Here is a 15460-nt window from a genome sequence, read left to right on the forward strand (position 1 = left end):
TCTTCATTTGACTTGTGATTTTAGCCATCGGATGAAATCTTGTTGCTTCTTCTCATCTAAATATTTGTCTGACAAAATTTGCTCGAGTAACGCTTGTTTATCAGATGGCTCAATTTTAAGTGATTTAATATACTGTCTACTTTCATATAAAAACTGAATATACATTGAATAGTCTTCGTTGTATGTAACCTTTAAATCTTTAATAATTCGTTGACCTAATTTAGGACTTGCACCATCAGTTGATACACTTATTGTTAATTTATCTCTTTTTAAGAAATTAGGGAACGTTATATTTCCTAGGTCTGCTTGTCCTGCATGATTAAACAATACGTTCTTAGACAAAGCTGCCCTCACATCGTTGTTAACATCAGATTGATTAGTAGCCGCGATGACCATATCAGCATTCTTAACATCTTGTGGTTCGAAGAGTTTCTTTTCATAAGTGATTTGCTTCGTTTCTAGATATTTTTGTAATGTATCAGTAATTGTTGGACTTACAACATGAATATGGTTTGTATAAGCTAATAAACTTGTAGTACGACGTGTTGCAACTTTACCTCCACCTACAATGACGACTTTCTTGTTACTTAAATCAATCATTAAGGGCATATTCATGATGATTTCCTCCTATACACTTTTATTAATACTCTTTATAACATGATATTTATCCATGATTTTTATTGTTGCGTTAAATGTATGCGCTAAGTTGATGACATTTCCGTTAACGTTTCATTTTGAACAGTTGCTTGTTCTACAAACCAATTAATTTTTTCTCTCATCTTAACCACTTCGCCTACAATAATCATTGCTGGATTCTGAATGTGATGTGCTCGTTCTTGAATTGTATCCAGTGTCCCAGTCACTGTCATTTGCTGTTTTGACGTTCCCATATGCACGAGAGCTACTGGTGTTTCTGACGAACGGCCATATTGTATTAACAACTCACAAATTTCACTGAGTCTCTTAACCCCCATATATATGCATAAAGTTTCAGGACCATTGGCCAAATGTTGCCAGTATTTGCCTTTATCCATACCAGGTTTATTCACTGCAGTTACAAATGCTACAGAAGAACTATAATCACGATGTGTTACTGGAATTCCAGCATATGCTGGTGCTGCAATTCCCGATGTAATTCCAGGTATAATTTCAAAGTGGATATTATGACATGCTAATTCCTCTGCTTCTTCTCCGCCACGTCCAAAAACAAATGGATCGCCACCCTTTAAACGTGTAACTGTGTGCCCTTTTTTGGCTAAGGTTACCATCATTTTATTTGTTTCTTCCTGCGGTAAGGAGTGCCTGTGAGGATCCTTACCACAATAGAAGAACTTAGTAGAAGGAGAAGCATAATTAAGTATTTCTTTATTTACAAGTCGGTCATAAAGAATGACATCGGCTTCTTTAATGGCTTTTAAACCTTTTAATGTTATTAATTCTGGATCGCCAGGTCCAGCTCCAACTAAATATACTTTCCCCATATGAAACACTACCCCTCTCGTTTAGCTATGAAAATCGCGACCATCATGAACTTTGGCTATCACACCGGCACGAATTACAAAGTCCCCAAAGTGTTCTCCGTCAAGACGCTCTTTACTATAACGCAATAACAATGGACGTAGACTTTCTAATATTTCATTTTCGTCGATATTCTCTTTATATATTTTATTTAGACGTTCGCCTTTAAAACTACCACCTAAGTACATATTATATTTACCAGGTGCTTTACCGATAAAAGCTATTTCTGCTAGCGCTGGTCTTGCACATCCATTAGGACAACCTGTCATACGAATCGTTATTTCTTCCTCTCTTAAACCAGACTCATCTAGTAAATCTTCAATTTTTGTAATTAATGAAGGAAGATATCTTTCAGATTCTGCCATAGCTAAACCACACGTTGGGAAAGCAACACAAGCCATAGAATTTCTTCTAAGTCCTGTATAATTTTTGCCATCTGTTAACTTATATTTATTAATAATAGCTTGTATTTCTTCCTTTTTCTCGGGAGAAACATTTGCAATAACTAAGTTCTGATTAGGTGATAATCTGAAATCTCCAGTATGGATTTCTGCGATTTCTCTTAAGGCTGTTTTTAACAAATAGTCTTCAGTATCTTTCACACGCCCATTTTGTATAAATAAAGTGAAGTTCCAATTATTAACACCTTCAATCCAACCTAATCGATCACCATTATGTTCAAATTCGAAATCACGTGGCGCTTTAATTTCCCAACCTAATCGTCGGTTTAATTCTTCAGTCACCCAAGTTTCTCCTAGACGGTCCACTGTATATTTAAAACGTGCATTTTTTCGATTTTCACGATTACCATAATCACGTTGTATTGTAAGTATTTTCTCACATACATCTACAACCTTTTCCTTAGGTATAAAACCTATGAGACGTCCAAGTTGAGGATATGTTTCTGTATTACCATGAGTCATACCCATACCGCCACCGATAGTCACATTAAATCCAATTAACTCATCTTGTTCAACGATAGCGATTAAACCAATATCTTGAGAATAGACGTCAATATCATTAGATGGTGGTACCGCAATACCTATTTTGAATTTACGTGGTAAATACGTATTCCCATAAATAGGTTCCTTTTCCTCACTAGAATCTAAAACCTTTTCACCATCAAGCCAAATTTCATGATATGCATTTGTTCTTGGAAGTAAGTGATTACTTATACGCGTTGCATAATCATTAATCTCCTTATGTACTTGAGATTGATAAGGATTAGGATTGCACATTGTATTACGATTAACATCTCCACATGCAGCAATAGAATCAAGTACTGCATGATTGATATTTTTCATTGATTGTTTCAAATTACGTTTAAGAATGCCATGAAATTGAAATGCTTGGCGTGTTGTTAATTTAATCGTATGATTGGCATATTGATTAGAAATATCATCCATAGCAATCCACTGTTCAGGAGTCGCTTTCCCCCCGGGTACACGAACTCGAATCATAAAACTATATGCAGGCTCAAGTTTTTGTTTACGACGCTCATCTCTTAAATCCCTGTCATCTTGCATATAACTTCCGTGAAACTTTAGCAGTTTTGCATCATCTTGTGTAATGGATCCAGTGATTGGATTAGCTAAACTTTGTTCAATAGTTCCACGCAAAAAGTCACTATTTGCTTTTAAAAATTCCATTTCATCAAGATTTTTATCTAATTCTTCCGAAATATGATTATTTGTATTAACCATGTATCCCCCGTCCCTTCTATTAATACACGTCTCTTTGATATCTTTTATCTCTTTTCATTTGTTTTAAGTATTCTTCTGCATCTGTTTCAGATAGGTTTTGCTCTTTGATTAACACATTTTTAATCGCTTGATGAACATCCTTTGCCATTTTACTTTCATCACCACATACATAAATAGTAGCGCCATTTTCAATCCATCGATTAAATTGTTCACTATTTTCTGCAATTTTATGTTGCACATACACTTTTTTATCAGTATCTCTAGAAAAAGCAATATCTAATTTTGATAAAGTTCCATCTTCAAGCCATTCTTGCCATTCCGTTTGATACAGAAAATCTGTAGTGAAGTGTTGATCTCCAAAGAATAACCATGTATTTCCTTCAAAACCTAGTTCCTCTCGTTCTTGCATATAGGATCTAAACGGTGCAACACCTGTCCCAGGACCTATCATAATCACAGGTGTTGATTCATCTTGCGGAAACTTAAAATTCGGATTTCGTTTTAAATAGATAGGAATTGTATCGCCCTCTTGTATTCTCTCTGCAAATTGAACTGAACAAACTCCTGAACGTTCGCGACCGTGTGCTTGATATCTAACTGCCCCAACAGTAATGTGAACTTCATCTGGTGTTGCTTTATAACTACTAGATATTGAGTACTCTCTAGGTGGTAACTTTCTTAATAATTGATGTAAATTTTCAGGTTGTAGTTCTGTCGTTGCGAAGTCATTTAATAAATCAATCAAATCCCGTCCCTCAACGTAGTTTTGAATCCATTCTTTATCTTGAATTTTTTCAGAAAGCTCTTCATTATCAAAAAATATCGCAGCATTTTCTATTAGCGGTTTTGTTAATTTAGTAATTTCGAAATGCGATGTTAATGCCTCTTCAAGATTTAAAGTATCTCCATCCTCGTTAATTAAAACTTGTGTTTCTGGACTCCAACCTAATGTGCTAATAAGTAAGTCTACGATAGCTGGATCGTTTTGAGGCAAGACAACTACACAATCCCCCGGTTCATATTCTTCACCGAAATTATCAAGTAATAACTCAATATGTCTTGTCTCTTTGTCTGAACCTCTACCATTCAAATTAATGTTGGTCAATACTTCAGCATCGTAAGGATTAGACTTACTATATTTCTTTTCCTTTGCTGATTTTATAGATTCGCTAACAACTTGTTCACTTTCAGTACCAGCTGGTGTTGAATCAATCGTATTAATAACATTGGCCATCCACTTTTCAGCGTCTTCTTCATAATCAACATCGCAATCAGTACGTTGATAAAGTCTTTCTGCCCCTAATTCAGCCAAACGATTATCAAAATCTTTACCAGTTTGACAGAAGAATTCATAGGTTTGATCTCCTAATGCTAATACTGAAAATCTCACCCCATCCAATTTTGGCGCTTTACGTCCGTGGATGTATTCATGTAATTCAACAGCATTATCTGGTGGATCTCCTTCGCCATGTGTAGATGTGATAATAAATAAATCTTCTACTTTCTTTAAATTCTTAGGTTTAAAGTCATCCATTGATTTGAGCGTAACGTCATTTCCAATATCAGATAAACGTTGTTCAAATATTTCTGCAAGTCCTTGCGCATTACCAGACTCAGATCCATATAAAATCGTTATCGATCTCGCTTCCGGCTCAACTGAAGGTTCCTTTTCATGTAGCATCGCTTCTGTATTGTCATCTAAGTTATGTTGGTCTACAGAATCTGTAGATGTATTTGATTGTTGATTTGCCATCAGATAGCCACTTAACCATACTTGTTGGTTAGGTGATAAAGTGTGAAGCAATTCATTGATTTGTTTAGCTTGCCCTTCCGTAAAAGGACTATTGGTAACACTTAAGTTCAATCTTATCCACCTCTTATACTTTGTTATTCCGATATTTGTCATTAGTTTATATATGTCTATATTTGAAAATTATTAATTATATCTTCAATTCTAGTATGTACCATTTATTATTTTCAGTAAATGTAATACTCAAATGATAACTAAAATCGAAAAGACAATTCATAATATCAAAGTGCAATACAAACTTTGATTACTCAAGATAATCGCTTATAAATAAAGCTGTATCAGCTTTTAATAAACAATTCCTTATTTCTTATCGGAATACTATGTTTTTAAATTAAAATTTTTTGACTATCTCTTATGGTTTATCAGCTACATGTAATCCGCATTCAGTCTTACTAGAATTTGACCAACGACCAGCACGTGAATCATTAGAATTAAATACGGGTGATGTACATGGAATGCAACCAATACTTGGATAATTTTGATCATGTAATTCATTATAAGGTAAGTCCTTATCACGTATATAAGACCATACTTCTTCTTCTGTCCAATAGATTAAGGGACACACTTTAATTGATTTAAATCTTTCATCTTTGTTAATGAAATTTGTATGTGCTCGTGTTGGTGATTGTGCTCGTCTAAGACCTGATATCCAAGCTACAGCACCAGATAATACGTCTTCTAGAGGTTTAATCTTGCGTATGTAGCAACATTGATTAGGATCATTCTTCCATAAAGCAGGATTATATTTCTCACCTTGTTCCTCTAACGTAAGTTCCGGTTTTTTCATTTTAATGCGTAATTGTGGATATTTATCTTTCACCCTATCTATTAAGTCATATGTTTCTTGAAAATGTAAATCAGTGTCTAAAAATACAATTTGTGCGTCGGGTTTAATTTGAGAAATCAAGTCAATCAAAACCATACTCTCAGCACCAAAACTGCAAGAATAAACAATATCATTTTCATAAGTTTGATATGCCCATTTTAAAATCTCATAAGCACCTTTTGTCTCATCATTAATATCTAATTCATTTATAAATGGATCGTTTTGAAAATTGTCATAAGTAATTCTTTTTATAGACATTTGTGGAGCCCCCCTATCACCTTATCAACCCATCCAAATCAACAAAACATATCAGAATTGTCAGAATAATTATGTTTAATACTTTAACTACTTTTATAACGAAAGTCAAGGTAACTCGAGAAATTATCGAAATAAAGATGAGATTAATTTAAATTTTTTGTCCTATATGCTCATAAAAAAATTTAAAGAGCCTACACATATGATATGGCAGACTCTTTAATAATTTCTTTTCCATTCGTTTATCGTGGCTTCATTCAAAATATTACAAATGAAACAAGATTATTTTATTCTTTAATTCAAGTATAAGACAGGCATTTATTTTAATAATTGTCTTATTAATTCCTCCATTTGGTTAGGATTATCACAAGGTAAAAATCGTTTAACAATATTTCCCTGTTGATCGACTACAAATTTAGTAAAATTCCACTTAATTTGCGAACCAAATAATCCTGGTTGTTTACATTTTAATAATATGTACAAAGGGTGCTCATGCTCTCCATTAACGTTAATCTTAGCATGGATGGGGAAAGTAATACCAAACTTATATTTATATACGCGATAAATATCTTTGATTAATCCTGGCTCCTGATTATTAAAATCATTGCAGGGGAAGCTCAAAATCTCAAGACCATACTTATGATATTTTTTATAAAGCATTTCTAATTTATTAAATTGATCATTCAAAGTACAATTAGTTGCAGTATTTACGATAATGAGCACTTTCCCTTTATATTTTTTTAGTAAATAGGTAGAACCATCATAATTCTCTACCGCAATATCATAAATACTCATTTAGTTACACCTCTACATCATCGCCAATTTCAATAAATCTATAACGCCACTGGAAGCTCCAGGAAATGCAAAAATATTTTGATTTAAATCGTGTGCAGTAAGTTTTTGATTAATGATAAAGACTAGGAGATTAACCAAATCACCAGCGTCATTCCCATAAATCTCTGCTCCTACTAAACGTTTTTGACTATCTAATACAATTGACATTTCAGCTTCTGTTTCGTTTTGATACTCAAATACCATTTGTCTTCCGAATGGTATATCTTTAATTATATACGTATCATCTTTCTTAGCCTCGCTTACTGTGACACCTATTTGAGATAAACGAGGCAATGAATAAAGCACTGAAGGTATTGGTGGATACTGGATGGCCTCTGTATTCAATCCAAGGATATGGGCAGCGATATAATTAGACTCAAATGTAGCTGTAGGAGTAAGCTTAGGAATCATTTTATCGATAACGTCCCCACTTGCATATATATTTTTTACATTTGTTCTTAAATAATCGTCAACCTCAATACCTCTATCACTAAATTGTATACCCACTTTTTCCAAACCTATTTGCTCAACATTAGGCTTTCTACCTGTTGCATCCAGTACATAATCTGTTTCAATCATTTTTCCAGACTCAGTTTCTACTATAAAACGTTGCGCATTCGGTCTAACTGACTTGGTATTCTCACTAAAGTAAAATTTAACACCTTCATCTTTTAACTTTTGAATTAATTTATTGACGTGAGATTCGTTAAACCCTTCAAGTGCCTGATTTGTATGATGAATCACATTGACCTCTACACCAGATTTGACCATGATAGAAGCGAATTCAATACTGATAATACCTGCTCCAATAAAAGTTATACTATTCGGTAAAGATTGCATTGATAAAAATTCCCGACTATCATGCGTATATTCTTTACCTTCGATATCTAATTGATGACTATGTTGTCCAGTTGCTATAACAATATAATCTGATTGTAATGTTGTATCATTTACCTCTATTGTATGAGCATCTACAATTTTACCTTTCCCCATGATTACATCAATTCCCTGTTGTTCAAACATAGATGTGAGGGTTTCAGACATAGGATTAATGACTTGCTCTTTGTAACGCATTAAATTCTTCCAATTCACTTCTAAACTGTGACTATCAATAATATTAGGATATTGTTTGGCTTCTTCAAGCACTTCATAAGGTCCCTCTAATAAAATTTTCGCATTACAACCATAGTTAGTACATGTACCGGCGATGGTATCTTTTTCAACTATAGCTACTTGCTTACCACTTTGCTTTAATGTTAACGCAGCATGCCAAGCTGCATGACCACTTCCTAAAAATACTACATCATATTGTTTCATTAACTCTCATCCTTTCTTATTTTTCTATGAGATGTTTTAATGTTTTCTCTAGTTCTTCAAACACATACTTCGTTTCATCATACTTCGTTGTATCAAATTCTTGTGGTAAGCAACTTGAAATTGCTTCAAAAACTGCTTCTTGTTGTTGTTGTCCATTGTCAGTTAACGTAATTATCAACTGTCGTTTATCAGATTGTTGACGTTCTCTTTTAACCCATTCAGATTGCTCAAGTCTTTTTAGTAATGGAGTTAAAGTGTTACTGGATAAATCCAAATGTCTACCGATTGAATTTAATGTTTGAGGATTCTCTTCCCATAACGTCAGTAATACTAAATACTGAGAATAAGTTATACCAAACTGTTTTAACTTTTTCTCATAAAATTGAGCAAATAAACGACTTACATTATATGCTGAAAAACAAAGCTGATTCGCTAACCTCATTTGTTCTTGTTTCACATATTCACCTCTTTTCAATCGCGCGCGATTGATTATAGTGTAAAATGACTCGCACATTTTCACAATATATATGCTCACAAATAAAATTTTCTTATTTAAACATCAACTATAAAGTTAAAAAGACTTGGAATAATACTATATTCAAGATACCCTGACCACTAATCATAGAAAAAGCCCAAGACACTCTTTGAGTTCTTAGGCTTTCCATAAGCGTTATATTTAAATTTGATTTACATTTTCAATGACGGTAACGTCTCCATTTTTAACATTAACTAACACAGAGAAGTCATTATCTTTGTTACTATCATAAATGAGCTGGCTTGAATTTCTATCATCCGGTTCATTATACATACTTAAAAATTGATCTTCTGAAATATGATTAGGTGCTACACCTACGCTAACAACTTCATTATCATCGTAGGCTACAGCTAAATCACCATATGTTTCATAACTCCACTTCAAACTTTCTACAGAACCATTGGATGTTCCAAATTTATCTTCAACTTCTTCACGTGTCATTCCATTATAAACACCTCTATATCCACTTGTTGAAGCTGACTTCATATAACCTTGATCAAAGTCATTACTAAAAACATCAATGCTTGGACCAGTAGATTGGTCCCTATTTTGATTACTTTCATTTGATTGTTGAGACTGTGTTGTTTGATGACTTTGCTCATCACTAATATAATGATTGTAAGCATAGTACGCACCATACAATAGTGCTGCTATCAACAAGACAAATATAATTGATAGTACAATCAACCAACCTGTATGTTTCTGTCCTTTATAAAATGTTGAATCATGATCTTGTCTTTCCTCACGAGAAATATACGATTGCTGTTCACGCATATGTTCAATTTGATTTTCACTTTTTCTTTGTGTCGATGTCTGTAAATGTTTTCCACATTTATTACAAAATGACTGTTCCTTTTTTACCGGATTTCCACAATGAGGGCAGAATTTCATTTATATCACCTTTCCTCTAAACGATTGTATTCCTCACGCAACTGATTCACCTGAGTTAGCCCTGCTTTCATAAGTATAAATATAAATAGCCATGCAATTATAATTAATAGAATATATTTTAAATAACCACTACTTAAAAGTGTTATTTCCGTATCCCATATTCCGTGCAATGTCACTGCCACAAAAAAGAAAAATATAAAACGTTTATCGATGATATTCGACCATTCGAAATGGTTTGTTTCTTTCACTATTACTGCCGCAGCACCAACAATAGCTGCCCAAACGAGGTGACCGCCTAAAGCTGTCCAACCTCTTTGTATAGTAATTTCAGTAATATTATTAACTCCATCAACTAAATTAAATCCAAACCTAAATATATAACCGGCTGATTCAAACACCGCGAACCCTGCACCAACAGCAGCACCGATAAGTAATCCATTGAGTATTTTATTTGTTTTTAAATAATTGATAAACAAAATAACAACAGTTGCTTTTCCAACCTCTTCAACAAATCCTACTATGAATGCATCTGTTATAGTCATAATTCCATAATATTGCGATTCAGTACTAAATGTAACAAATTGATATAAAATCATTGTACTAATAAGTGACAATACACCACCAATAAAAAACATGCTCATTACATCAAAGATACTAATATTTTTAAATGCATTAGATTCGAAGAAGAAGATTAACCCTGAAATAGGAACTAATAGTGCGCCAATAAATATCATTCCTGGTATGGCATTGGCATTACCAAATACATTTGTTAATACCCATAACGCTAGGAAAGTGATACCTAAAGCTAAAAATACACGCGAGAATACCCAAGGTCTCCCCCACTCTTCGGAAACTTCATTAATATGTGGCGTCGTACGCTTTGTTCCAGCAATAAATACATCATCCGCTTCATCTTTGGTGTGAGATTTAAACACCTCAGAAAACATATCACGCAAATTCAATTTTAAACTTTCATCATTCCCTGCTAGCCTACCTATTGATTTCGTTGTGTTATTAAATAGATGCTTGGCTTCTTCTGTTAATCGAATGCGATCTGCAGTTTCATTTTCAATTTCAGGTTTTGTGTTTGAATATGTATGTGACCCTATGTTGTCATTTGCATTTGATAATGTTTGCTGAAGAAAATGACCACAATTAATACAAAACTTATCATCGACATTTACTACTTTGTGACACTTTGGACATTGTCTTTCTTGACTACTAAAAAAATGTTCAGTTTTTGTCTTTGGATTATCTAACACACTCTGTCCACAATTAACACAAAATTTATCATCCTTCTCTAAATGTGACCCACAATTAGAACAAATCAATTCAATCCCTACTTTCAAGTTATCTCTATAAAAAAGTTGTTATCAATATTTTAAATTAATTCTCATAAAATCGCTATATTCTATGACAGATAAACTGTTAATTTTCGTATTGCAAAATAAAACGTCGATAAAAGCGACTGCTTTTATCGACGTTGCTCTTCGTATCTTACGCGTTGACGATATCCATATGTGCTCTCTTTAATGAGTTCATCATTAAGTAAACCAGCTCCAATTGCACCTGCAACTGTCGAAATTGAAGCTGCAAACCATGGAATACTTAAATACAAATCAATGCCTGCAGGACCTTTTAATCCAACTTGCTGACCTAAAAATCCTGATGGCAATAATACGATTTCAGCAATTAAGAAGAGTAAATATAGAATAATATAATAAATGATAATGGCAAAAATCAATGTCATTATTGTTGTAAGATTGTATAACCAAGTAATTTGCTTATGATTGCTTTTATTAACTGGTTCCCATAACTCATGTGACATCATTATCCATATTAACATTCCAATAATCGCAATAATTGAAATTCCAAATAAGCGCCACATTGAAAAGTTATAAGCCATTTGCCACATCGTTGTAAATACAAGTCCAAATGCACCTGTAGTAAATGCAATAGCTACTATATTACTTAAACTTGCCATCATATTTAATGGATTATTCGCAAAGGTCATTCCACTAACAAGACGAAACATGCCTCTAGAACGTGAACTAGATAAATATCTTAAGTGATAAGAGTCTGTTTCTTTCATATATATTGTTTCTTTGTCTATTTTAGAGAGCGGAAATTGCTTTTTCACTGAATTTTCTATTTGATTATTATTATCATAATTACGACTTTCTTGTTCAGCTTCATTTAATTCTTGAATAATATTATAAATCGCATGCTTGAAACGTTTTTTAACTGGACGCCAGCCAAATGCCGGGTATGAGAAAATAGCTGCACCATTTTCCATATTAATATCTAATGCCATCACTTGCTTGTCAGCAAACATCGGTAAATCTGTAATTGCTATCACATAATCCCATTGTCTCTTATCGTGATAATCAGCTACTTTCTCAAAAATTTCATCTACAGATTCAGCAAAACCAGTAAGCGGATCAGTAACTAAATCAAAAATCCATTCTTGCTGATGATCATAATGCGTAGATAACATTTTAGGCATTTCTTGTATAAGATTTTCTGCAAGATGTTCAGTAACACCTGGAGCGACGACTAGACCCACAGTTTTTTGATTTGTCATGCGTCATCCTCCTCTCTATGTCCTTGTTTTTTACCTTCATATTGTTCATTATTTCCATCTTTACTTGAAGTTTGTTGTTCGACATTTTGTTGTGATACATCACGAGAAGTTTCTTGTTCTTTTTGTTCTTGCTCAGCTTCTTTATAGCGATGATATTGTCTATAAGAATAAGTAATACGACGTATTTTCTCTTCATTTTCAACAGTTGATCCCATAGCCCCAGCTAAAAGCCCTAATGATGATACAAACCAAATCAATCTCATATAATTTGAGAACGTAAATTGTGCTTGGGCACTCGTCCAACTATTAAATAATTCCACAGGGACAAAGAGTGTGATACTGATGATTAACAATAAATACAAAATGACATAATTTATGAGTGTAATCAAACTTAGTGTAACAAGTGTGGTTGAATTATAAATATATCGATATACACGCTGAGATTTAGCAGTTTTCTTTTCAATCAATTGATGCGCATAGAATAGCCATCCGGCCATCCCAAGTATGGCAATCACCATCAATATGATAAGTCGAAGCGGTGAATAAATCACGCTTAATTCCCATGGCATTGAAAATATGGAGACATAAGTTCCTGTTGCAAAGGCAACTGAAATGATTTTCTTAAAATTAAAGATGTTTTTCCAAGGCTGATTTGCTCGTGTCAGTCCACCAATTAACTGAATCCAACTTATGATAAATAAAATATTAATATATCGTTGCTTTGATGTTGCGTCTTCGTCTGGTTCTACAGCCTTCACGCGTACAAAAGGATGTGGCGCATTTTTGTTTTTCGGTTGATTATAATATAATTGTTCAATCAATGAAGTCATCGTTTTAACTAGCTTGCGCTTTAAATCAATAAAACCTAGTGACGGTAATGATAGCATTGCAACATGTTTGTCACTATTAAAGTCGCTGACTACCACTTTATTATCTGAAATACTTGGCAAATCTGTCAGGCAAACAACGTAATCCCACTGATGTGCCTCTTTAATTTGTGCTGCTTTTTCAACACTTTCATGTATATCCTCTGCAGATCCTATCATGAGATCGACTTTGATTTCGAAATTCCATCGATTATGTTTAGTCCGCTTTGACAATAACTGTTTAACATTTGGAATTATATTTTTTGCATGTTGATGCGCTATACCTGGTGAAGGTATAATTCCGACTGTTTGCATCGTCGTTGTCCCTCCTTTCTAATTTTTAAATCAACTCTATTCATAGTTAAAAAGTGCACGTTATCACGCTGATAAACGTTCTTAACGTACACTTTTGTTTTGTTACTCATTAAGTTTTAATTGTAACATTTATTTTGCTAACACGAGTGGTGAGAAGATAATATAACTTACTACTACTAATGCAAGAACAATAATACCTGCAACGTAACGATATTTCCAAGGCGTCATATCTACTTTCGGTTGATGCGTGTTTAAATCAAACTCACTAGATGGTTTAACTTTGTTAAAGATCAAAATTATAATTAAATCTACAAAGAATAATACACTAAATGTGTATAGATAATTAATTTCTGTAAATACAAAGCTGATGATGGCATATAAAATTATATGTGTGAAGAGTGTCACTTTAGCGCCCAATTTAGATGTGCGTTTAGAAAAGAAAGCGACTAAAATCAAAGCTAGCACAGGCATACTATACACACCATTAAACTGTTGAACTAATGCATAAAGACCACTAGGGAATAATGAGATGACTGGTGCAAGTGCTACAACAATAACTCCAATGACTACAGTAGCAATATGGCCTACTCGAGCAATATGTTTATCTGATTTATTTTTTCCAAAAATAGGTTGATAGAAATCGAGTGTTAATAGTGTAGTTGTACTATTCAATGAGCCAACAAATGAGCTTAATATTGCACCAAAAATAACCGCACCAAATAAGCCGAATGCCCATTCTGGTAATACTGAAGTTACAAGTGCAGGGTAAGCGTTATCTGATTTATCAAGACTACCATTAAAATAGTTAAATGCTACTACACCTGGTAAGACTGTAAATAATGGTCCGAACACTTTAAATAAGCTTAAATATATTGCACCTTTTTGAGATTCTTTTAAATTTTTAGCTGCGAGTGCTTTTTGAACTATCATCTGGTTTGCGCACCAGAAGAATAAATTGTTAAAGAACATACCAAAGAATAGGGTTGGCCAAGGCACAACATCCGAGTCCACCTTACCAAAACCATTCAATTTCTCAGGTGTGTCTTGCACGATTTTGTCGAAGCCATGTAGGAAGTTGCCATCTCCTAATTGACCTAGACCTAATATTGTAATCGCAAGTCCACCTATGATTAAAGCCATGCCATAAATTGAATCACTAAAAGCACTTAACGATAAACCACCTACAAATAAGTAAATAATACCAATTATACCAATAATAGATGAAATAATGATGACAGCTGTTGAACTACTTACACCTAAATATTTATCAACTTTAAACATTTTATTGAACACTAGTGAACCAGAGTACAATACTACAGGCAAGAAAGATACGACATAGGTGAAGATAAATAAAATGGAGACAAAACGTTTAGTAAATGTATCATAACGTAATTCCAAAAACTCAGAAATTGTATTAACACCCTATTTTAAATATTTAGGAAGAAAGACCCATGCCAACAATACAACTGCTACGGCAGCCGTAACTTCCCAAGCCATTACTTCCATTCCTTGTGCATAGCTTTAACCATTTTGCCCAACAATTTGTTCTGTCGACAAATTGGTCATGATAATTGTTGAAGCAACTGTAAATCCAGTAAGGCTATTTCCTCCCATAAAATAACCATCTGAACTATTCGTTTTAATTTTTCTTGATTGCAAATAGGCATAAAAAGAAATGCCACCTACGACCATAATAAATAAAATAATCGATATCCAATTCATTTAATATGTTACTCCTTTCCACTTTTGTCGATTGGATATAATTAAAATAGATCCTAAAAAACAACGATAGTGACTTATACGTAAAACAATGAATGTATCTACATCAACTTAACAACATATTATTGTAAAGTGATAAATGTTTCATATGTGAATTGGGTTTGTCATTTCGTGCACAACTCATATATAGACAGAAATATAAATTTTAAAACTTCTTTTTTGTTTTTAAAATGAATTGTACACTTTAGAACATTTTTTAATAGCGGCATTTTTCCAATATATTTTTT

The 15460-nt window shown here is 33.4% G+C and carries 12 protein-coding genes and 1 pseudogene; all 13 read right to left on the reverse strand.

The genetic code is table 11. The features are described from left to right. Positions 1 to 3 precede the first annotated feature (3 nt). The 13 genes and pseudogenes from HMPREF2663_RS10990 to HMPREF2663_RS11050 all read right to left on the reverse strand — a co-directional run bounded on the left by HMPREF2663_RS10990 (position 4) and on the right by HMPREF2663_RS11050 (position 15176). Positions 4 to 615 (reverse strand): NAD(P)-binding protein, encoded by a 612-nt coding sequence (locus HMPREF2663_RS10990; RefSeq protein WP_038812669.1) that lies wholly within the window; start codon positions 613 to 615, stop codon positions 4 to 6. An 86-nt stretch (positions 616 to 701) separates the two neighbouring features. Then, positions 702 to 1481 carry a uroporphyrinogen-III C-methyltransferase gene (gene cobA, locus HMPREF2663_RS10995; protein ID WP_002447028.1) on the reverse strand — a complete coding sequence of 260 codons (780 nt, stop codon included), beginning with the start codon at positions 1479 to 1481 and terminating at the stop codon, positions 702 to 704. Between the two features lie 21 nt (positions 1482 to 1502). After that, on the reverse strand, positions 1503 to 3221 hold the full coding sequence (gene cysI / locus HMPREF2663_RS11000; protein ID WP_002447027.1) for an assimilatory sulfite reductase (NADPH) hemoprotein subunit: 1719 nt from the start codon (positions 3219 to 3221) through the stop codon (positions 1503 to 1505). A 19-nt stretch (positions 3222 to 3240) separates the two neighbouring features. Next, a complete protein-coding gene (locus HMPREF2663_RS11005; RefSeq protein ID WP_002458281.1) occupies positions 3241 to 5085 on the reverse strand; it encodes an assimilatory sulfite reductase (NADPH) flavoprotein subunit in 1845 nt (614 codons plus the stop codon). 298 nt (positions 5086 to 5383) lie between these two features. Beyond that, positions 5384 to 6115, reverse strand: a complete 732-nt coding sequence (locus HMPREF2663_RS11010) for a phosphoadenylyl-sulfate reductase (RefSeq protein ID WP_002458282.1) — start codon at positions 6113 to 6115, stop codon at positions 5384 to 5386. 315 nt (positions 6116 to 6430) lie between these two features. Then, positions 6431 to 6907, reverse strand: coding sequence for a glutathione peroxidase (locus tag HMPREF2663_RS11015; protein WP_070592527.1), 477 nt, complete (start codon positions 6905 to 6907; stop codon positions 6431 to 6433). A 12-nt stretch (positions 6908 to 6919) separates the two neighbouring features. Next, positions 6920 to 8263 carry a dihydrolipoyl dehydrogenase family protein gene (locus tag HMPREF2663_RS11020; protein ID WP_070846417.1) on the reverse strand — a complete coding sequence of 448 codons (1344 nt, stop codon included), beginning with the start codon at positions 8261 to 8263 and terminating at the stop codon, positions 6920 to 6922. Between the two features lie 16 nt (positions 8264 to 8279). Then, positions 8280 to 8720, reverse strand: a complete 441-nt coding sequence (locus HMPREF2663_RS11025; RefSeq protein WP_070846418.1) for a MarR family winged helix-turn-helix transcriptional regulator — start codon at positions 8718 to 8720, stop codon at positions 8280 to 8282. 219 nt (positions 8721 to 8939) lie between these two features. After that, positions 8940 to 9689: a zinc-ribbon domain-containing protein gene (locus HMPREF2663_RS11030; RefSeq protein WP_002458285.1), complete on the reverse strand. Its 750-nt coding sequence runs from the start codon at positions 9687 to 9689 to the stop codon at positions 8940 to 8942. 5 nt (positions 9690 to 9694) lie between these two features. Continuing rightward, positions 9695 to 11020, reverse strand: a complete 1326-nt coding sequence (locus HMPREF2663_RS11035) for a PrsW family glutamic-type intramembrane protease (RefSeq protein ID WP_070846421.1) — start codon at positions 11018 to 11020, stop codon at positions 9695 to 9697. Positions 11021 to 11163: 143 nt separating this feature from the next. Continuing rightward, positions 11164 to 12273 (reverse strand): hypothetical protein, encoded by a 1110-nt coding sequence (locus HMPREF2663_RS11040; protein WP_020363894.1) that lies wholly within the window; start codon positions 12271 to 12273, stop codon positions 11164 to 11166. Then, on the reverse strand, positions 12270 to 13454 hold the full coding sequence (locus tag HMPREF2663_RS11045; RefSeq protein WP_070846423.1) for a 5,10-methylene-tetrahydrofolate dehydrogenase: 1185 nt from the start codon (positions 13452 to 13454) through the stop codon (positions 12270 to 12272). The genes HMPREF2663_RS11040 and HMPREF2663_RS11045 overlap by 4 nt, the downstream gene beginning before the upstream one ends. A gap of 129 nt (positions 13455 to 13583) precedes the next feature. Then, positions 13584 to 15176: pseudogene (locus HMPREF2663_RS11050) on the reverse strand (solute:sodium symporter family transporter). Positions 15177 to 15460: the final 284 nt, after the last annotated feature.

This window comes from Staphylococcus sp. HMSC077D08, from assembly GCF_001837945.1.
Taxonomy (GTDB): Bacteria; Bacillota; Bacilli; order Staphylococcales; family Staphylococcaceae; genus Staphylococcus; species Staphylococcus epidermidis.

Bases quoted from the DNA above. Each gene is read 5' to 3' on its own strand.
- cobA (WP_002447028.1), bottom strand. From the start codon at position 1,481: ATGGGGAAAGTATATTTAGTTGGAGCTGGACCTGGCGATCCAGAATTA.
- HMPREF2663_RS11020 (WP_070846417.1), bottom strand. From the start codon at position 8,263: ATGAAACAATATGATGTAGTATTTTTAGGAAGTGGTCATGCAGCTTGG.
- HMPREF2663_RS10990 (WP_038812669.1), bottom strand. From the start codon at position 615: ATGAATATGCCCTTAATGATTGATTTAAGTAACAAGAAAGTCGTCATT.
- HMPREF2663_RS11040 (WP_020363894.1), bottom strand. From the start codon at position 12,273: ATGACAAATCAAAAAACTGTGGGTCTAGTCGTCGCTCCAGGTGTTACT.
- HMPREF2663_RS11045 (WP_070846423.1), bottom strand. From the start codon at position 13,454: ATGCAAACAGTCGGAATTATACCTTCACCAGGTATAGCGCATCAACAT.
- cysI (WP_002447027.1), bottom strand. From the start codon at position 3,221: ATGGTTAATACAAATAATCATATTTCGGAAGAATTAGATAAAAATCTT.
- HMPREF2663_RS11010 (WP_002458282.1), bottom strand. From the start codon at position 6,115: ATGTCTATAAAAAGAATTACTTATGACAATTTTCAAAACGATCCATTT.
- HMPREF2663_RS11015 (WP_070592527.1), bottom strand. From the start codon at position 6,907: ATGAGTATTTATGATATTGCGGTAGAGAATTATGATGGTTCTACCTAT.
- HMPREF2663_RS11030 (WP_002458285.1), bottom strand. From the start codon at position 9,689: ATGAAATTCTGCCCTCATTGTGGAAATCCGGTAAAAAAGGAACAGTCA.